The organism is Mammaliicoccus sp. A-M4 (assembly GCF_022386955.1).
Lineage (GTDB): Bacteria > Bacillota > Bacilli > Staphylococcales > Staphylococcaceae > Mammaliicoccus > Mammaliicoccus lentus.
The window spans coordinates 31066-50463 of the sequence record NZ_JAJNHH010000009.1 but is presented as its reverse complement, the minus strand read 5'-3'; the positions used below and the strand labels follow the sequence as shown (position 1 = coordinate 50463).

Here is a 19398-nt window from a genome sequence, read left to right as displayed (position 1 = left end):
AAATATAATCCTTATATAACAACAATTCAACAAAAAACATAGAATTGCAATAGGCAATTCTATGTTTAGTTTATAATTTAATAATTGGATTGAACATTACTTTGTTTTGACCTTGTAATTTCGCTTCATGTAACATATCATCCGCGTCTTTAAATACACGTCTTTTAGATTTATTATCCTCTTCTGTTAAATAGCCGACCCCTATGGAGACAGAAAGTTTTATTGTGTCTTTGTTAGGTAAATGGAACGTTGATTGTTGCACACTATCTCTAATACTTTCGGCTAACTTAATCGCACTATCTAATGATTCATCAATCAATATAATAGAAAATTCTTCTCCTCCGTTACGGAATGCTTTTACGTCTTTAGGCAAGTAATTAATGAGTAATTGGGACATCTGTTTGAGTACTGCATCACCAGCCGTATGAGAATATTCATCATTTACATCTTTAAATCCATCTATATCAATTAACAACAATGCCATAGATTGTTGTTGTTCAGTAACGAGTTCAGTTGTTCTATTTAAATATCTATCGAATTCTTTTACGTTTCCTAATCCAGTTAAATAATCGACTGATTCTTCATTTTTATAACGGGAAATAAGATTTTTAAGAATCCATATATCGCGATAAACACTCGCACTAATAATACTAAGGATAAAGGAAATTGGTACAAGAAACAACCATTCATTCAACCATGAATCAGGGTTTAAGAATATCAAAGTAATAACAATAATAAGGATACTGATTAAATATAATAATTGTATGCTAACAAAATCACTTTGTTTAAGAAATGGACCAATCATACCTACTACTACTGCTATTATGAGTAGATGTAAGTCATCTAAAAATGGTGTGTTGAATATAAACATATCTACTAGCAAAATGATGACTGCACTGAATGAGGTATAAAATAAATTTGTAAATCTACCTAAGAACAATAACGGGATAAAGCTTAACGTGATAACATAATCATGATATTGAATAGGGTTGGATATTAACAATATCGAAACACCAGTCATTAGAATGGTGATATAATTTTGTGAAAATTTTACGGTTCTAGTTTCACTATATTGGATGCGATGGTATAGATAAAAAGACGCAATAGTTACAGAAATATTAAATATAATTGCTTGTATCATATAGCACCATCCTTCATTTTATAAGCCATATGATATTGTAATCTATTAGATGACGTTTGTCACGATATAACAAGTATTTTCGGAAAAAAAGTTTCATTTTTCACAGCTTCTAGGAATTAAAAGCGGAATATTTACTACTGAAACAATTGGGAATATATGGGATGCAGTGGTTTTTATAGCATGTGAGCTGAAATTTTGATATTCTTAAAGAAATGTTTTATTAACATTATTCTTCAATTATAAGATGAAGGTGAATCCATGTTTACTTTGCAATTAATATTATTAACGATGATTGTGAGCTTAATACTTACACCTTTAGTAATTGTACTTTCTAAAAAAATAGGTGCTGTTGATATGCCTAATGTAAGAAAAGTACATACTAAACCAGTTTCAGTATTGGGCGGAACAGTTATTTTGCTATCTTTTCTTATCGGGTTATGGTGGGGCAAACCAGTTGAACATGAAATAATACCTATTATATTAGGCGCAATTGTTATTTATTTAATTGGTTTAGTCGATGATTTATACGATATGAAACCACTGGTGAAACTTGCAGGACAAATAGCAGTTTCACTTATAGTTGTATTAAATGGTGTTACATTAGACTTTATAACATTACCTTTTGGAATTGTTATAGAATTCGGCATATTTAGTATACCTATGACTATATTTTGGGTAGTCGCAGTTATGAATGCAATTAATTTAATAGATGGATTAGATGGTCTAGCTTCAGGTATTTCGTGTATTGCGCTTGTAACGATTGGATTTATTGCCATATTACAACAAAATATTTTCATAATGATGATATGTAGCGTGTTAATTGGTTCGTTATTAGGATTTTTAGTTTTCAATTCGCATCCAGCAAAAATATTCCTTGGAGATAGTGGTGCATTGTTGTTAGGTTATATTATTGGTGTTTTATCACTATTAGGTTTTAAAAACATTACATTAATATCACTATTTTTCCCGATGGTTATTTTAGCAGTACCATTTATAGACATGTTGTTTGCTATAATTCGAAGATTACATAATAAGCAATCCATAGTACAGGCAGATAAATCACATTTACATCATAAGTTATTGGATTTAGGCTATACACATAGACAGACAGTAGTATTAATCTATATGATTGCTATATTGTTTAGCATATCTAGTGTCATACTATACTTATCACCGCCATACGGTGTATTGATGATGTTTATTATGATTTTAATTACAATTGAATTAATCGTAGAATTTACAGGTTTAATACATCCTAATTACAGACCTATACTCAATTTATTAACACGGTCTAAATATAAAGAAGAACGCTAAATTTAGCGTTCTTCTTCTTTGTTATATGGAAACGGTAAGGCAATAGTTTCTTCTCTATTTAATTCGTATTTTCCTTGATTAATTTCATCTAAGAAATTCATAAAGTTTTCTTCTTCTGAGGCAATCACGTGTATCGTATATTTCACTTTATCAGTGTAGGCTGTATCAACAAGCATATATTCTGTTTGTTGTAATTCATATTCAAAACGACCCGTTTGATCATAATCTAAAGTGACTTCAAACGGTATAGCTTCAAGTAAAATGATACGACCGATTTCATTAATCACTTGGCTTACTGCACTTCCGTAAGCTCTGATAAGTCCTCCGGCACCAAGTTTTATGCCACCAAAGTAACGGGTAACCACAACAACTACATTATGTAATTGTTGCTTTTTTAATACTTCGAGCATTGGTACACCAGCAGTTCCAGAAGGCTCTCCGTCATCATTGGCTTTTTGTGTGAGCATAGTTGGTCCGATGACGTAACTTGAGCAGTTATGAGTCGCTGAATGATGTTCTTTTTTCTTTTGCTGTATGAATGCTTTAGCTTCTTCTTCTGTTTCGGCCGGGTGAATACTCGCTATAAATCTAGATTTATTTATTATTATTTCAGTTTCATGTGGTGCTTTTATAGTAATTAGTCCTTCAGCCATGTTAAAACTTCTCCCTTTACATCGTTATCTGTTACGATATATTATATACTATTGAAATTAGACGGGAAAGGATTGTATCAATTGAAGAAGAATAAATTAATATTTTTATGCATAGCTTTGACTTTAATATTAGCGGCGTGTGGTTCTAAAGATGAACCTAAACAAGAAACGAAGGATAAAGACGATAGCCAAGGTGTATTATTAGATGATAAAGGCAATCCGAAAGAAACAATTGAGGTAGATAAAGATACAGAGAAAGCTGTTAAAGATGCGATTGAGAAAAATAGGGAATCTTTAAACGAAGGTAATGTAGATAAGTATATTGATACGATAGATCATGATTCAAAACAGTTAGATGTTAAAGAAGAAAAGTCAGTTTTACAAGATACGCTTAAAGATTATAAGTTTGATAAAAAAATTTCTAATATTAAATTTTTAGAAAAAGATAAAGATAAGGTTGTTGTGTTTTATAATGTAGATACTACAGCTCACCCGAAAAGTGGTGGAGATGATGAAAAAAAATCATTTAATGAAGTCGTAACACTTGTTAAGAAAGATAACACTTATAAGTATTCTAAAATGGCACAAGCAGCAATTTAATAGATAAAGTACTTTTCAAATATCTGTTTATTAGATATGATGTTTATGGAAGAGAATCTAGGAGGAAAAATTTTATGAAAATTGCTGTAATAACGGATTCGACAGCATATTTAGATCAGGCTTATATTGATGAATATCAAATTAAAATAATCCCTTTAAATGTGATTTTTAAAGATGAAACATACAGAGAATTAATAGATTTAAATACGGAAGATTTTTATAAAAGAATGAGAAATGAAACACAATTACCAACTACTTCTCAACCTACAATTGGAGACTATGTAGCGTTATTAGAAGAATTGGAAAGAGAAGGATATACAGATGTGATTGCAATTCATCTATCCAGTGGTATTAGCGGTGCTTACCAAGGTGCTATTACTGCAAACTCTATGGTTGAAGGTATAAAAGTACATCCATTTGACTCAGAAATATCTTGTATGGTTCAAGGCTTTTACACGTTGAAAGCTAGTCAACTTATTCGAGAGAATGTGCCGCTTGAAAGCATTTTAAAGCAATTAGAAGAAATGAAGCAAGCAGCAAATGCATACTTTATAGTTGATGATTTAAACAACCTTAAAAAGGGCGGACGTCTTAATGGCGCTCAAGCTTTAGTAGGCACAATGTTACAGGTGAAACCTATACTTCATTTTGTTGATACTAAAATTGTCCCTTATGAGAAGGTTAGAACGAAAAAAAGAGCAATGAAACGAATCGAAGAACAAATTGCTAAAGAAATAGACCAGTCTTCGGAAGTTTCAATCTGTGTTATACATGCCAATGATGAAGAAGGCGCACTTGCTTGGAAGAAACAACTAGAAGAAAAGTTTCCAAAAGCAAATGTAATTATTAGTTACTTTGGTCCTGTCATCGGAACACATTTAGGAGAAGGCTCTTTAGGTGTAGGCTATACAACAACACCAATCGATTTAACAAAATAATATAATGTCAGCACAAAAAGCATATGCTTTTTGTGCTTTTTTATTGGAGGTAATATGAAATATTATGGCCGTATTTGTCATGATTTAAGTGACATTACTGATGAAAAAATTTTAAAAACTTTACCAGGGGTTACAATCGTTAATGATAAGTATAAATGTAATCAATGTACAAATACTGATCAAAGGATGTTCTATCATTATTATTGTTACCACTGTAATAAAGAAACTATTTATTGTAGAAGTTGTATTCAACTTGGTGAAGTTCAAAGTTGTAAAAATATATACGTGATAGAAAGTCACAGAGAAGAGACATCCGGATACTTTAAACTAGATTTTAAATTAAGTCCTCAACAAGAACTAGCTTCTCAAAAGGTTAGTGAAGCTATCTTGTCACATTCCCCATTGCTATTGCACGCAGTTACAGGTGCAGGAAAGACAGAAATGATTTTTGAAGGTATTTCTAAAGCAAGACGTAAAGGTTATAACGTGGCTGTTGTCTCTCCAAGAGTAGATGTTGTTAAAGAAGTATATTTAAGGTTGAAACAGGCTTTTGTTGATGAACAACTAGATTTATTATATGAAGGACAGTTTGCTAAATTTGACAGTACCTTTATTGTATCTACAGTTCATCAGTTGATGAGATATTATCAACATTTTGATGTGGTAATCGTTGACGAGGTTGATGCATTTCCTTTAGAAATGGACAATCAGTTAATGACAACGATAAGTAAAGCAACTCGTATACAATCTAGTCATATTTATTTAACTGCTACTCCTAACAAACAACTGCGTTCACTTTTCAAAGAACATCAAATAATAACTTTACCTGCACGCTATCACGGACACCCTCTACCTGTACCAGAATTTCATTATAATATTGTTAAGACAACAAAAATAAATCATAAATTACTAAAATTTTTAAAAAGACAAGTTAATGAAAATAGAAAAATATTTGTATTTTTCCACGATATTAATTATATGGAATCTGTATTCAAACTATATACGCAGTACTTTTCAAAGATTGAATGTGTATCGAGTCAAGATCCAGAAAGACATGAGAAAGTTAGTCGTTTAAGAAATAACGAAGTTGATATCATGTTTACAACGACTATTTTAGAGAGAGGTGTTACGTTACCAGCATTGGATGTTGTAATTATTCGAACAGATATGTTTACTTCAAGTGCTATTATTCAAATTGCAGGAAGAGTCGGTAGAAAGACTTCTAATCCGACAGGAAACGTAATATGTTACAACAAAGGGATAACTAAAGAAATGGACTTAGCAAGAAAAGAAATTATGAGCATGAATAAACTTGCTAAAGAAAGAGGATGGTTAAAGTGAAAAAATGCTTAATCTGTCAAAATTCAATAAATGAATCGATAAATTTATTGAATTTATTTAATCAATCTCAAAACATATGCCAATCTTGCCGGTTAAATTTGACGTTCAATCATAATGTACGAAGATGTACAAAATGTTTGAAAATATTATCAGAAGATGAACATGAATGTTTAGATTGTATGTGGTTATCTCAAAGTTATAAATTAATTAATCAACTACATACACTTTATGATTATCAAACTTTCATTAAAACATTGATGCATCAATATAAATTTTCTGGAGATTTAGCTTTGTACGAAATATTTCAAATACCTAGAAAGATAATTAAAAATTATGATTTAATCGTGCCAGCACCTATTAATGATAATAAACTAAGAAATAGAACTTTCGATCATGTTGCGTACGTATTAGATAAACAAAACATACCTTATACACAACTATTTCAAACAGAAGAACGAAAAAAACAAGCTTGCTTGTCGAAAAAAGAAAGGTCAGAACAAAATAATCCATTTAAATTAATCGACGAAATAAACTTAGAAAATAAAAAAATATTACTAGTAGATGATATCTATACGACGGGTCTAACATTACATCAAATGGCCGAGCATTTATTTGTTAGAAAAATCAGAAAACTAGATACCTTAACATTTGCAAGAGGATAAAATAATGGTAAAATAATAGTAGGAAGAAACACAAAGAGAATAGCGCATTAAAGGAGTCGGTGCTTTATGATCAGATTTGAAATTCATGGTGAAAACATCACAGTGACTGATCCGATAAGAAATTATATTGAGGACAAAGTAGGTAAATTAGAACGTTACTTTACAAATGTCCCAGAAGCGATAGCTCATGTTAAAATTAAAACTTATCAGGATTCAAGTAGTAAAGTTGAAGTAACAATTCCGTTGAAAGAAGTTACTTTAAGAGCTGAAGAAAAACATGATGATTTATATGCTGGAATCGACTTAATAACTAACAAATTAGAAAGACAAGTGCGTAAGTACAAAACAAAAGTAAACAGAAAGTATCGTGATAAAGGACGAGAAAAAGACATATTCGCTACTACTGAACCTGGTTATCCGGAGGAAAACGAAGAAAGCGATAGTGAAATAGAAATTATTCGTTCTAAACAGTTCGCATTGAAACCTATGGATTCTGAAGAAGCTGTTTTACAAATGAATCTACTAGGTCATGATTTCTACATCTTCACAGATGCAGAAACAGATGGAACAAGTATAGTTTACAAACGTAAAGACGGTAAATATGGTTTAATTGAAACATCAATACAATAAATGAATAAACCGAAAACTGATGCAGAACTTCTGTGTCAGTTTTCTTTGTGTAATAATAGCTTTTCGTTAAAAGAGGTGGTAATCTTAAATAGTATAAAAATAAAAATAAAAGTGTTATGATATATTGTTGTAAGATTACTAGTTTCCTAGTTGAAGGAGAGAACAAAATGGGTTTTTTATCAAAATTAGCTGATGGTAATAAGCGAGTTGTAAAATCACTTGCAAAATTAGCAGATCAAGTCATCGGTTTTGAAGACGAAATTGCAAAACTAACAGATGACCAATTAAGAGAAAAGACAGTACAATACCAAAAAGAATTAGCAGAGATAGAAGATTATAAAAAACAAGAAAAGTATTTAGATAAAATACTTCCAGAAGCATATGCAATCGTAAGAGAAGCTTCTACACGTGTATTTAGCATGACACCATTTAAAGTACAAGTTATGGGTGGTATTGCAATTCATCGTGGTAATATATCAGAAATGAAAACTGGTGAAGGTAAAACGTTAACAGCAACAATGCCTGTATATTTAAATGCTCTGAGTGGCAGAGGGGTACATGTTGTTACAGTAAACGAATATTTATCTAGTTTCCAAAGTGAAGAAATGGCAAAACTATACAACTTCTTAGGTTTATCTGTAGGCTTGAATTTAAATTCTTTAAGTACAGAAGAAAAAAGAGCGGCATATGCTGCAGATATTACGTATAGTACGAATAATGAATTAGGCTTTGACTATTTAAGAGATAACATGGTCACATACAAAGATGACCGCGTAATGAGACCATTAAACTTTGCGATTATCGATGAAGTCGACTCTATTTTAATTGACGAAGCGAGAACACCGTTAATCATATCTGGTGAAGCAGAAAAATCTACGACACTTTATACTCAAGCAAATGTTTTCGTTAAAATGTTAAAAGATGAAGATGACTTTACGTATGATGAAAAGACAAAAGCGATTACGTTAACTGAACAAGGTATTGATAAAGCAGAACGCATGTTTAAAATAGATAACTTGTTCGATGTTAAAAATGTAAACTTAATGCATCATATCAACATTGCATTAAAAGCAAATCGTACGATGTTTAAAGACAAGGACTATGTTGTTGAAGACGGTGAAATAATGATTGTTGACCAATTTACTGGTCGTACAATGCCGGGCCGTCGTTTCTCAGATGGATTGCATCAAGCTATTGAAGCTAAGGAAGGATTAGAAATTCAAAATGAGTCTAAAACAATGGCTTCTATTACATTCCAAAACTTCTTTAGAATGTACAATAAATTATCTGGTATGACAGGTACTGCTAAGACGGAAGAAGAAGAATTTAGAAACATTTATAATATGACTGTAACTCAAATTCCTACTAATAGACCTATTCAACGTAAAGATGAAGCAGATATGATATTTGCGTCTCAAAAAGGTAAGTTTGATGCTGTAGTTAGAGATGTCATCGAATTATACAAAAAAGGTCAACCAGTACTATTAGGTACAGTAGCGGTTGAAACGAGTGAATATATCTCGAACTTACTGAAGAAAAAAGGCGTAAGACATGATGTTTTAAACGCGAAAAACCATGAACGTGAAGCGGAAATTATTCAAAGCGCTGGTGAAAAAGGCGCTGTTACAATCGCGACAAACATGGCTGGTCGTGGTACAGACATTAAACTAGGCGAAGGCGTTATAGAATTAGGTGGACTAGCAGTTATCGGTACAGAAAGACATGAATCTAGACGTATTGATGACCAATTAAGAGGTCGTTCTGGACGTCAAGGTGACGTTGGTAAAAGTAGATTCTATTTATCGTTACAAGATGAATTAATGGTGAGATTCGGCTCTGAACGCATGCAATCATTGATGGGCAGACTAGGTATGAATGATGATACACCTATTGAATCAAAAATGGTTTCAAGAGCGGTAGAGTCTGCTCAAAAACGTGTTGAAGGTAATAACTTTGATGCTCGTAAACGTCTATTAGAATATGATGATGTCTTAAGACAACAACGTGAAATTATATACGGTGAACGTAATGATATTATTGAAAATGATAATGTCGAAAATATCGTTAAAGGTATGATTAAATCTTCTCTTGAACGTGGTATAAACTATCATTTATCTGCTAATGAAGATGATATTGATTATGAAGCACTTGTTCAATATATCGAAGATTCTTATCTACAACCTGGTGTAATTAAAGCAGATGATATACGTGGAAGAGACTATGAAGATATCCAAGAAATTGTACTTGAGAAAATTAAAGACCAATATAAACATCAACAAGAAGAATTCGGAGATCAAATGTCTGAATTTGAACGTATGATTGTATTAAGAACGATAGACCGTAAATGGACAGATCATATCGATACGATGGATCAATTACGTACAGGTATTCACTTGAGATCTTATGGTCAAATAAATCCATTGCGTGAATATCAAAATGAAGGTTTAGAATTATTTGAAACAATGTTAAGTGACATTGAAGACGAAGTAAGTAAGTATATTTTAAAAGCTACAATTGACCGCGGTGAACAAGTAGAACGTCAACAAGTTGAAATTGGTGAAGCTAAACACGTTGGAGCAAACGACGGTAAAGAAAAAGTAAAACCTAAACCGATTGTTAAAGATGAACAAGTAGGTCGAAATGACCCTTGTCCTTGTGGAAGCGGCAAAAAATATAAAAATTGTCACGGTAAAGCGTAAAGGAGTTAAATTATGGAATTAACGGAAATTAAACAGATTTTAAATAAGCATAATGAAAAATTATTAAACATCAGGGGGTCTCTTTGACTTAGAAAATAAAGAGACAAACATACAAGAATATGAAGAAATGATGGTTGATCCTTCTTTTTGGGATGATCAGAATAAAGCACAAGAAATTATTAATAAAAATAATGCACTCAAGTCAGTTGTAAATGATTTTTATAATTTAGAAAATCAAATTGAAGATTTGTATACAACGATTGAATTACTACAAGAAGAATATAACGAAGATATGCATAAAGCTTTAGAGTCTGACTTAAAAACAATTAATAAAGATATAGAACAATTTGAATTGAATCTATTATTAAATGGAGAGCATGACGAGAATAATGCGATATTAGAATTACATCCTGGTGCTGGCGGAACAGAATCTCAAGATTGGGGTTCTATGTTACTCAGAATGTATCAACGATTCGCTGAACATAAAGGCTTTAAAGTTGAGACATTAGATTACCAAAATGGTGATGAAGCAGGAATTAAAAGTGTAACTTTATTAATTAAAGGGCACAATGCTTATGGCTATTTAAGAGCTGAAAAAGGTGTTCATAGATTAGTACGTATTTCTCCATTTGATTCTTCGGGAAGAAGACATACATCATTTGTTTCTTGTGAAGTTACACCAGAATTTAATAATGAAAAAATTGAAATCGAAGTTAATTCTGAAGATATATCAGTAGACACTTATAGAGCATCCGGTGCAGGTGGACAGCACGTTAATACTACTGATTCAGCGGTGCGTATTACACACCAACCAACAGGCATCGTTGTTACTTGTCAAAATGAGCGTTCTCAAATTAAAAACAGAGAGCAAGCAATGAAAATGTTAAAAGCTAAACTTTATCAAAGAGAATTAGAAGAACAAGCTGCTGCTTTAAATGAAATAAGAGGTGAGCAGAAAGAAATTGGGTGGGGAAGTCAAATACGTTCTTACGTATTCCATCCATATGCGATGGTTAAAGATCATAGAACCAATGAAGAAACAGGAAATACAAGTGCAGTAATGGACGGAGAAATTGATCCGTTTATAGATGCATATTTACGTAGTCAATTAAACGAGCAATCATAAAATAAAGTAAACAAAAATCAGGTGAAATTCTTAAATAACAAGAAATTCACCTGATTTTTTTGATGAACATAATAGTTAAGGTTTTGTGAAAAGATACACAATATCGTTTTAAAATAAACACAATCATGGTAAAATATTAATGTGATTATATATTAATATGGGGTGTAAAACATGAGATTTAAAATGGGCATTATTTCAATCGTTGCGGCTTCTTCATTAGTGTTTGCTGGATGTGGAAATTCTTCATCGGACGAAAGTAAATCTGAAGAATATAGCTCTCAGGGGGAAAAGATTTTTAAAAATAATTCTTGTGTCGGCTGTCACGGTAAAGACTTAGAAGGTGCTTCTGGTCCATCATTGAAAAATGTAGGTTCTAAACTATCAGAACAAGATATAGAGAAAATTATCAATGAAGGTAAAGGTAGTATGCCGAGTAAAGTAGTTGATGAAAAAGAAGCTAAAGAAGTAGCAAAATGGTTAGCAGAACAAAAATAAAATACAGAGTTATAAGTTACGAAAACTTATAACTCTGTATTTTTCTTTTTTTTATAATTGTTACATTGTATTTTAATGAAATAAGAATTGGTAAATGGTTTTTGGATAAATTCTCCATCGACAATGATTTTTTCTGACGATATTATATTATGAATATTATTTAATACTAGCTATTAAGACTGTCATAATAAACTTTATAGATATTTTTAATTTAAATTATAGAAAGGTAACGTTTATATTACGAATATGTAACAAAGGAATTTGTGCGATGATTTTATGATATTATATTTCCAGTAATAGTTGAGGGAAACTCAAATTAATATAAATATAAATAAAAACATATAAATCTCAGGAGGATTTAACCATCATGAAGAAGACATTAGTTACGTTTGCATCTGTTACAGCTTTAACATCTTTAGTACAAACAACAGCTTTTGCTGCAGAGCATGAAGTTAAAGAAGGTGAAACATTAGCAACTATCGCACAAGAATATGGGACTTCTATTTCAAATCTTAAAGAATTAAATAAAATTTCTACTGAAGTTTCAGTAGGACAAAATATAAAAGTATTAAAAGATGACGTTTATGTTATACAAGAAGGCGATACACTCAATAAAATCTCTAAAAAATTTGACGTAACTGTATCAGAATTAAAAGAATGGAATAACTTGTCATCAGATATTATTTTAGTTGGTAAACCATTATTAGTATCAGCAGACGCTCAATTATCTGGCGATGAAGCTACTGCAGAACCAACTACTGTTTCAATTAACGCACCTGAAGCATCAGCTCAAGAAGAAAGCTTATTAAGATATGTATTTGAGCAAACTTCAACTGGTAGTGAGTATAATACTGAAGACTACCAAGCATACGCTTTACCAACGTTTAATAATGAATCGCCAACTAATGCAGTATCGTATAGCAGACCATCATCAGGTGGCGGGGCTAATTTATATACTTCAGGTCAATGTACTTACTATGCATTTAGTAAACGACCTGATATTGGAAGCACTTGGGGAAATGCTAACAACTGGGCTAATGCAGCTGCACAATCTGGTTATACAGTTAACAATACTCCTTCAGCAGGCGCTATATTACAATCTACAGCTGGTGGCTACGGTCATGTAGCATACGTTGAAAATGTTAACTCTGATGGTTCTCTACAAGTATCAGAGATGAACTATCAAGGTGTAGGAGTTGTTTCTTCACGAACAATTTCAGCTTCTGCAGCTAAAGCATACAACTATATACATTAGTCATTTTAGTTAAACATGTACAAGCAAGTAGTTAATTCAATTATGAATTTAAACTATTTGCTTTTTTTTATAACTTTAGTTGATATAATAAATGTAAATTAAGCTGAAGAGGTTTGAAGTAATGAAAAAATGGTTAAAAATCATACTAGTATTAATTTTAATGAGTATTATAGGAATAAGTATATATAAAGTGATAGACGTAAATAAGTTTCAAAATAAAGAACAATTTCAAGAACAACAGGGCGAACAAACTTTTCAAAATAGTCATCCTGCAACTGGTTTAAATGTTAATGATGAAAAAGTGAGAACTTTTGATAAACTTGAACCAACTGAATTAAAAAAAGTAACTTCTAAAAATGAAATTACAGTTATTAATTTATTTGCTTCATGGTGCGATCCTTGTAAGAGAGAAATGCCCGAGCTTGTTAAATACGCTAAGCATTCCAATAAAGATGTGGAACTGATAGGTTTAAATGTTAAAGATAAAAGAAAACCAGCACAACAACTTATTGATGACGTTCATGTAAATTATGATATATATGTAGCAGAAGAAGACTTTTTGAAAAAGTTTAAATCTTATAATATACCAACAACACTTTTCGTGAATAAAGAAGGGAAAGTAGAAAAAGTATATTTAGGAGAATTGTCCGAAAAAACACTAAATAACTTAGTCTTACAATTAAAGGAGGAACATTAATTTGGGGGTACACCAATATTTTAAAAGTTTAACAGATTTAGAGAAATTAGTAAGATGTCCTGGAAAATTCAAATTTCAAGACCATAATGTGGCAGCACATTCTTTTAAAGTAACTAAAATAGCACAATATTTAGCTACAGTTGAAGAAGCAAATGGCCAAGAAATTAATTGGAAGCTTGTATATGAGAAAGCATTAAACCACGATTATCCCGAAATATTCACTGGTGATATTAAAACACCTGTAAAATATGCTTCGTATGAATTGAAAAAATTATTTTCTCAAGTTGAAGAAGAAATGATAGAAAAGTTTATAACAGAAGAATTTCCTGAAGAATATCAAAGTATATATAGACATAGACTACAAGAGGGTAAAGATGATAGTATAGAAGGACAAATACTCAGTGTTGCTGATAAAATTGACTTGCTTTATGAATCTTTTGGAGAAATTCAAAAACGAAACCCTGAACCTTTGTTTTTTGAAATTTACGAAAGCTCATTAGAAACAATTATGCAATTCGATCATTTATCATCAGTACAAGATTTTATTCAAAATATTATACCGGAAATGTTACAAGAAAAATTTATTCCACGTTCTGAATTAAAAGAAACGACAATGACAATTCTTGAAAAACGTGAAACAAAAAGGAGTTAACGAATTGAATGATTTGGCCAATTCTAGCATTGTTCCTCCCTTGTTTACTGGTTATAGTTTTGACACAAATCACTCAAAATAAATGGATTGGATTACTGATTGCAACAGTTATTATCGGTGCATCAGTTTACAAAGGGTTCTTTCATGATGAGTTGATTATTGTGTTAGATGTTATCAGTCTAGTCGCTGGTTATTATATCGTGGACGCACTTAAAATAGATAAAATTGAATCAAGATAGATAAGAGGATAAATCAATGTGATTTTTCCTCTTATTTGTATTTTTATAAACTTAGAACGAACAAATGTTTGGTTATTTTTACAAAAATTTGTTAAAATATATTTATATATTTGAGAAAATTAGGAGGTTACTATGCAACATATTCCTTTTGAAATACATTCTGAATACTCTCCGCAAGGCGATCAACCTGAAGCAATTAAATCTCTTGTAAAGGGTATTAAAGACGGTAAAAGACACCAAACATTATTAGGTGCTACTGGTACTGGTAAGACATTTACGATGAGTAATGTAATTAAAGAAGTTGGTAAACCGACATTGATTATTGCTCATAATAAAACGTTAGCCGGGCAATTATATAGTGAATTTAAAGAGTTTTTCCCTGAAAATCGTGTTGAATACTTTGTAAGTTATTATGACTATTATCAACCTGAAGCATATGTGCCTCAAACAGATACTTTCATAGAAAAAGATGCATCTATCAATGATGAAATAGATAAATTGCGCCATTCAGCTACAAGTTCATTGTTTGAACGTAATGACGTTATTGTTATTGCGAGTGTGAGTTGTATTTACGGTTTAGGAAATCCAGAAGAATATAAGGATTTAGTAGTGAGTGTACGTAAGGGCATGGAAATGGAAAGAAATGAATTATTAAGAAAATTAGTAGATAACCAATATGCTAGAAATGATATCGATTTTAGACGTGGTACATTTAGAGTTAGAGGGGATGTTGTTGAAATATTCCCAGCATCTCGTGATGAGCTATGTGTAAGAGTCGAATTTTTTGGTGATGAAATAGATAGAATTAGAGAAGTGAATTATTTAACTGGAGAAGTTATAGCAGAAAGAGAACATTTCCTATTTTATCCAGCTTCCCACTTCGTAACACGTGAAGAAAAAATGAAAGTTGCAATTGAACGAATTGAACAAGAATTAAAAGAACGTTTAGAAGAATTGCGTAAAGAAAATAAATTATTAGAAGCACAACGTTTAGAACAAAGAACAAACTATGATTTAGAAATGATGAGAGAAATGGGATTTTGTTCAGGGATTGAGAACTACTCAGTTCACTTAACGTTACGTCCTAAAGGCTCTACTCCATATACATTATTAGATTATTTTGGTGATGATTGGTTAGTTATGGTTGATGAATCTCATGTTACATTACCACAAATTAGAGGTATGTATAATGGTGACCAAGCTAGAAAGAATGTACTTGTTGAACATGGCTTTAGACTGCCAAGTGCTTTAGATAATAGGCCTCTTAAATTTGAAGAATTTGAAGAGAAAACGAAACAACTTGTGTATGTTTCAGCTACGCCTGGTCCATTTGAAATTGAGCATACAGATGAAATGGTTGAACAAATTATACGACCAACTGGTTTGTTAGATCCAATCATAGAAGTAAGACCTAGTAAAAATCAAATCGATGATTTAATGTCAGAAATAAACGAACGTGTTGAACAAAATGAGCGTGTTCTTATCACAACGCTTACGAAAAAAATGAGTGAAGATTTAACAACTTATTTAAAAGAAGCAGGAGTCAAAGTAAACTACTTACATTCTGAAATTAAAACACTCGAAAGAATTGAAATTATTAGAGACTTAAGAATGGGTGTTTATGATGTGTTAGTGGGTATTAACTTACTAAGAGAAGGTTTAGATATCCCTGAAGTGTCGCTTGTTACAATTTTAGATGCTGATAAAGAAGGTTTCTTAAGATCAGAACGGTCACTCATCCAAACAGCAGGTCGTGCTGCACGTAACGATAAAGGTAAAGTCATTATGTATGCTGACAAAATTACTGATTCTATGAGAACAGCTATTGATGAAACAAATAGACGTAGAGAAACACAAGAAGCATATAACGAAAAATATAATATTACGCCACAAACAATTAATAAGAAAATACGCGATGTCATATCTGCTACAGTTGAAACAGATGAAGTTAACGAACAAGACAAGAAAAAAGCACCTAAGAAACTCACGAAGAAAGAAAGAGAGAAAACAATTGAGCGCGTAGAGAACGAAATGAAAGATGCTGCGAAAGATTTAGACTTCGAACGTGCATCTGAATTAAGAGACATATTGTTTGAATTAAAAGCAGAAAGGTGACTGAGATGAAAAATAAATCCATCATCGTAAAGGGTGCGAGAGCACATAACTTGAAAAATGTAGATATTGAAATACCTAAAGATCAATTAATAGTGATGACAGGTTTATCTGGGTCAGGTAAATCTTCATTAGCTTTTGATACTATTTATGCTGAAGGACAAAGAAGATATGTAGAATCTTTAAGTGCTTACGCAAGACAATTTTTAGGACAAATGGATAAGCCGGACGTTGATTTAATTGAAGGGCTGTCACCAGCTATTTCGATTGACCAAAAAACAACGAGTAAAAATCCGCGTTCTACTGTTGCAACGGTAACTGAAATTTATGATTATTTAAGATTACTATATGCAAGAGTAGGAAGACCGATATGTCCAAACCATGGTATAGAAATAAAATCTCAAACCGTGCAGCAAATGGTCGATCAAGTAATGGAGTTAGAAGAAAGAACTAAAATTCAAATTCTATCTCCAATAATTTCTGGAAGAAAAGGTTCACATAAGAAATTAATCGACGATATTGCTAAAAAAGGTTATGCAAGATTGAAAGTTGACGGCCAAATTTTAGACGTGGACGATGTACCAGAATTAAATAAAAATCAAAATCATACAATTCATGTCGTAATAGACCGCTTAGTCGTTAAAGATGGCATAGAAGCACGTCTAGCTGATTCATTAGAGACTGCTTTAGAATTAGCTGATGGTACTGCAATTGCTGACGTTATTGATGGTGATGAAATTAAGTTTTCAGAGCACCATGCATGTCCAATTTGCGGATTCTCTGTTGATCATTTAGAACCTAGAATGTTCTCATTTAACAGTCCATTTGGTGCTTGTCCATCGTGTGATGGTTTAGGCAGTAAATTAACAGTTGATATAGATTTAGTTGTTCCAGACAAAACTTTAAGCCTTAAAGATGGCGCTATATTACCATGGCAACCTATTAGTTCTAATTATTATCCAACGTTATTAGAACAAACATGTGAGCATTTTAAAATAGATATGGATAAACCATTTAAAGATTTAACTAAAAAAGAAAAAAATATCATTTTACGTGGTCATGATGATGAAATTAAATTTGAATTTAATCAAGATTATGGTACAAAAGCAAAACGTACAAGAACGATGGCTTTTGAAGGTGTGTTGAATAACATCGAAAGAAGATACCATGATTCGCCATCTGAATATGTAAGAGAAGTTATGCAAAAATACATGGTCGAAAAAACATGTGAAACATGTAATGGTTATCGATTAAATGAAAAAGCTTTATGTGTTAAAGTAGACGGTCAACATATAGGTGAAGTTGTAAGATATTCTATAAGTGATTCGTTAAAACACTTCGATAATTTAACGCTTGATGAAACTGAACGTCAAATTGCTAAGCTAATTTTGAAAGAAATACACGAAAGACTAACATTCTTAAATGATGTTGGTTTAGAATATTTAACATTAAACAGATCATCAGGTACTTTATCTGGTGGTGAAGCGCAACGTATAAGATTAGCAACGCAAATTGGTTCAAGGTTATCAGGTGTACTTTATGTTCTTGATGAGCCTTCTATAGGACTACACCAACGTGATAATGACCGATTAATTAATACTTTGAAATCTATGAGAGATATGGGCAACACTTTAATTGTTGTGGAACATGACGAAGATACGATGAAAGCAGCAGATTACCTAGTAGATATAGGGCCTAAAGCTGGTGTTCATGGCGGTGAAATAGTTGCGAGTGGTACACCAGAAGAAGTCATGGCTAATGAAGATTCTTTAACTGGTCAATATTTAAGTGGTAAAGAAAAAGTTGTCGTGCCGGCTAAGAGAAGAAAAATAACGAAACGCAAAATTTCTGTAAAAGGTGCAACGAGTAACAATTTGAAGAATGTAGATGTAGATTTTCCATTATCAGTATTGACTTGTGTAACGGGTGTTTCTGGTTCCGGCAAAAGTTCATTAGTTAACGAAGTATTATACAAAGGACTTCAAAAACAACTTTATAATACAAAAACAAGACCTGGTGCACACAAATCTATTAAAGGTGTTAATGAAATAGAAAAAATTATTGATATAGATCAATCACCAATAGGTAGAACACCAAGATCTAACCCGGCGACATATACAGGTGTATTCGATGATATTCGCGATGTATTTAGTCAAACGAATGAAGCTAAAGTAAGAGGTTATCAAAAAGGTAGATTTAGTTTTAACGTTAAAGGTGGCCGTTGTGAAGCATGTAAAGGCGATGGAATTATCAAAATTGAAATGCATTTCTTACCTGATGTATACGTACCATGTGAAGTTTGTGATGGAAAAAGGTATAATAGAGAAACGTTAGAAGTAACATATAAAGGAAAAAATATTTCTGACGTATTAGAAATGACTGTAGAAGATGCGTATCATTTCTTTGAAAGCTTGCCAAAGATAAATAGAAAGCTTAAAACACTTGTTGATGTTGGCCTAGGTTATATTAAACTCGGTCAACCTGCTACAACTTTATCCGGTGGTGAAGCTCAACGTGTGAAGCTGGCATCTGAACTGCACAGACGTTCTAACGGTAAGTCGTTATATATTCTTGACGAACCAACAACTGGTTTACACGTTGATGATATAAAACGCTTGCTAAGTGTATTAAACAGACTTGTAGAAAATGGTGACTCTGTCATTATTATAGAACATAATTTAGATGTCATTAAAACAGCAGACTATATCGTTGATTTAGGTCCAGAAGGTGGAGATGGCGGTGGAGAAATCATCGCAACAGGAACACCAGAAGATATAGTAGAAGTAGATGCATCATATACTGGTAAATATTTAAAGCCGATCTTAGAAAGAGATCGAGCATAAA

The 19398-nt window shown here is 31.9% G+C and carries 17 protein-coding genes; 15 read left to right on the top strand and 2 right to left on the bottom strand.

The window, feature by feature from the left end:
* Window positions 1-70: 70 nt before the first annotated feature.
* On the bottom strand, window positions 71-1141 hold the full coding sequence (gene gdpS, locus LQ682_RS08865) for a GGDEF domain-containing protein GdpS (RefSeq protein WP_239724118.1): 1071 nt from the start codon (window positions 1139-1141) through the stop codon (window positions 71-73).
* 258 nt (window positions 1142-1399) lie between these two features.
* Here gdpS and LQ682_RS08860 point away from each other — a divergent pair, with 258 nt between their 5' ends.
* Window positions 1400-2455: a glycosyltransferase family 4 protein gene (locus tag LQ682_RS08860; protein ID WP_016998597.1), complete on the top strand. Its 1056-nt coding sequence runs from the start codon at window positions 1400-1402 to the stop codon at window positions 2453-2455.
* 2 nt (window positions 2456-2457) lie between these two features.
* Here LQ682_RS08860 and LQ682_RS08855 read toward each other — a convergent pair whose 3' ends face one another.
* Entirely contained in the window at window positions 2458-3108 is a 651-nt protein-coding gene (locus LQ682_RS08855) for a YigZ family protein (RefSeq protein WP_064210873.1), read from the bottom strand.
* Between the two features lie 81 nt (window positions 3109-3189).
* On the opposite strand from LQ682_RS08855, the gene LQ682_RS08850 reads away from it, so the two are divergent.
* The 14 genes from LQ682_RS08850 to uvrA all read left to right on the top strand — a co-directional run bounded on the left by LQ682_RS08850 (window position 3190) and on the right by uvrA (window position 19397).
* Window positions 3190-3708, top strand: a complete 519-nt coding sequence (locus LQ682_RS08850) for a hypothetical protein (protein ID WP_103268616.1) — start codon at window positions 3190-3192, stop codon at window positions 3706-3708.
* Between the two features lie 74 nt (window positions 3709-3782).
* Complete coding sequence (fakB1, locus tag LQ682_RS08845) at window positions 3783-4646, top strand: fatty acid kinase binding subunit FakB1 (RefSeq protein WP_016998594.1); 864 nt, start codon at window positions 3783-3785, stop codon at window positions 4644-4646.
* A 54-nt stretch (window positions 4647-4700) separates the two neighbouring features.
* Window positions 4701-5987: a DEAD/DEAH box helicase family protein gene (locus LQ682_RS08840; RefSeq protein ID WP_147641235.1), complete on the top strand. Its 1287-nt coding sequence runs from the start codon at window positions 4701-4703 to the stop codon at window positions 5985-5987.
* Between the two features lie 137 nt (window positions 5988-6124).
* Window positions 6125-6649 (top strand): ComF family protein, encoded by a 525-nt coding sequence (locus LQ682_RS08835; protein WP_218688215.1) that lies wholly within the window; start codon window positions 6125-6127, stop codon window positions 6647-6649.
* A gap of 66 nt (window positions 6650-6715) precedes the next feature.
* Window positions 6716-7279: a ribosome hibernation-promoting factor, HPF/YfiA family gene (gene hpf, locus LQ682_RS08830; RefSeq protein ID WP_017000801.1), complete on the top strand. Its 564-nt coding sequence runs from the start codon at window positions 6716-6718 to the stop codon at window positions 7277-7279.
* Between the two features lie 167 nt (window positions 7280-7446).
* Window positions 7447-9978: a preprotein translocase subunit SecA gene (gene secA / locus LQ682_RS08825; protein WP_239706053.1), complete on the top strand. Its 2532-nt coding sequence runs from the start codon at window positions 7447-7449 to the stop codon at window positions 9976-9978.
* A gap of 12 nt (window positions 9979-9990) precedes the next feature.
* Window positions 9991-11104, top strand: a protein-coding gene (gene prfB / locus LQ682_RS08820; protein WP_103268613.1) for a peptide chain release factor 2 whose coding sequence is annotated in 2 segments (ribosomal slippage) — window positions 9991-10062 and window positions 10064-11104 — 1113 coding nt in all. Because the reading frame shifts where the segments join, the coding sequence is not laid out codon by codon here.
* Between the two features lie 171 nt (window positions 11105-11275).
* Window positions 11276-11599, top strand: coding sequence for a cytochrome c551 (gene cccB, locus LQ682_RS08815; RefSeq protein ID WP_070044915.1), 324 nt, complete (start codon window positions 11276-11278; stop codon window positions 11597-11599).
* Between the two features lie 367 nt (window positions 11600-11966).
* A complete protein-coding gene (locus tag LQ682_RS08810) occupies window positions 11967-12854 on the top strand; it encodes a LysM peptidoglycan-binding domain-containing protein (RefSeq protein WP_239724116.1) in 888 nt (295 codons plus the stop codon).
* Window positions 12855-12975: 121 nt separating this feature from the next.
* A complete protein-coding gene (locus LQ682_RS08805) occupies window positions 12976-13551 on the top strand; it encodes a TlpA family protein disulfide reductase (RefSeq protein WP_064204493.1) in 576 nt (191 codons plus the stop codon).
* 1 nt (window position 13552) lies between these two features.
* The gene (locus tag LQ682_RS08800; protein ID WP_017000795.1) at window positions 13553-14203 is read left to right on the top strand and encodes a YfbR-like 5'-deoxynucleotidase; all 651 of its coding nucleotides are present in this window, start codon (window positions 13553-13555) and stop codon (window positions 14201-14203) included.
* Window positions 14204-14211: 8 nt separating this feature from the next.
* A complete protein-coding gene (locus tag LQ682_RS08795; RefSeq protein WP_017000794.1) occupies window positions 14212-14442 on the top strand; it encodes a CsbA family protein in 231 nt (76 codons plus the stop codon).
* A 132-nt stretch (window positions 14443-14574) separates the two neighbouring features.
* A complete protein-coding gene (uvrB, locus tag LQ682_RS08790; RefSeq protein WP_017000793.1) occupies window positions 14575-16557 on the top strand; it encodes an excinuclease ABC subunit UvrB in 1983 nt (660 codons plus the stop codon).
* A 5-nt stretch (window positions 16558-16562) separates the two neighbouring features.
* Window positions 16563-19397 (top strand): excinuclease ABC subunit UvrA, encoded by a 2835-nt coding sequence (gene uvrA, locus LQ682_RS08785; RefSeq protein WP_017000792.1) that lies wholly within the window; start codon window positions 16563-16565, stop codon window positions 19395-19397.
* The last annotated feature ends 1 nt before the right edge of the window (window position 19398 follow it).

Coding starts and splice junctions, on each gene's coding strand:
- LQ682_RS08805 (WP_064204493.1), top strand. CDS start 12,976: ATGAAAAAATGGTTAAAAATCATACTAGTATTAATTTTAATGAGTATT.
- hpf (WP_017000801.1), top strand. CDS start 6,716: ATGATCAGATTTGAAATTCATGGTGAAAACATCACAGTGACTGATCCG.
- uvrA (WP_017000792.1), top strand. CDS start 16,563: ATGAAAAATAAATCCATCATCGTAAAGGGTGCGAGAGCACATAACTTG.
- fakB1 (WP_016998594.1), top strand. CDS start 3,783: ATGAAAATTGCTGTAATAACGGATTCGACAGCATATTTAGATCAGGCT.
- LQ682_RS08860 (WP_016998597.1), top strand. CDS start 1,400: ATGTTTACTTTGCAATTAATATTATTAACGATGATTGTGAGCTTAATA.
- uvrB (WP_017000793.1), top strand. CDS start 14,575: ATGCAACATATTCCTTTTGAAATACATTCTGAATACTCTCCGCAAGGC.
- gdpS (WP_239724118.1), bottom strand. CDS start 1,141: ATGATACAAGCAATTATATTTAATATTTCTGTAACTATTGCGTCTTTT.
- secA (WP_239706053.1), top strand. CDS start 7,447: ATGGGTTTTTTATCAAAATTAGCTGATGGTAATAAGCGAGTTGTAAAA.
- LQ682_RS08795 (WP_017000794.1), top strand. CDS start 14,212: ATGATTTGGCCAATTCTAGCATTGTTCCTCCCTTGTTTACTGGTTATA.
- LQ682_RS08840 (WP_147641235.1), top strand. CDS start 4,701: ATGAAATATTATGGCCGTATTTGTCATGATTTAAGTGACATTACTGAT.
- cccB (WP_070044915.1), top strand. CDS start 11,276: ATGAGATTTAAAATGGGCATTATTTCAATCGTTGCGGCTTCTTCATTA.
- LQ682_RS08810 (WP_239724116.1), top strand. CDS start 11,967: ATGAAGAAGACATTAGTTACGTTTGCATCTGTTACAGCTTTAACATCT.
- LQ682_RS08855 (WP_064210873.1), bottom strand. CDS start 3,108: ATGGCTGAAGGACTAATTACTATAAAAGCACCACATGAAACTGAAATA.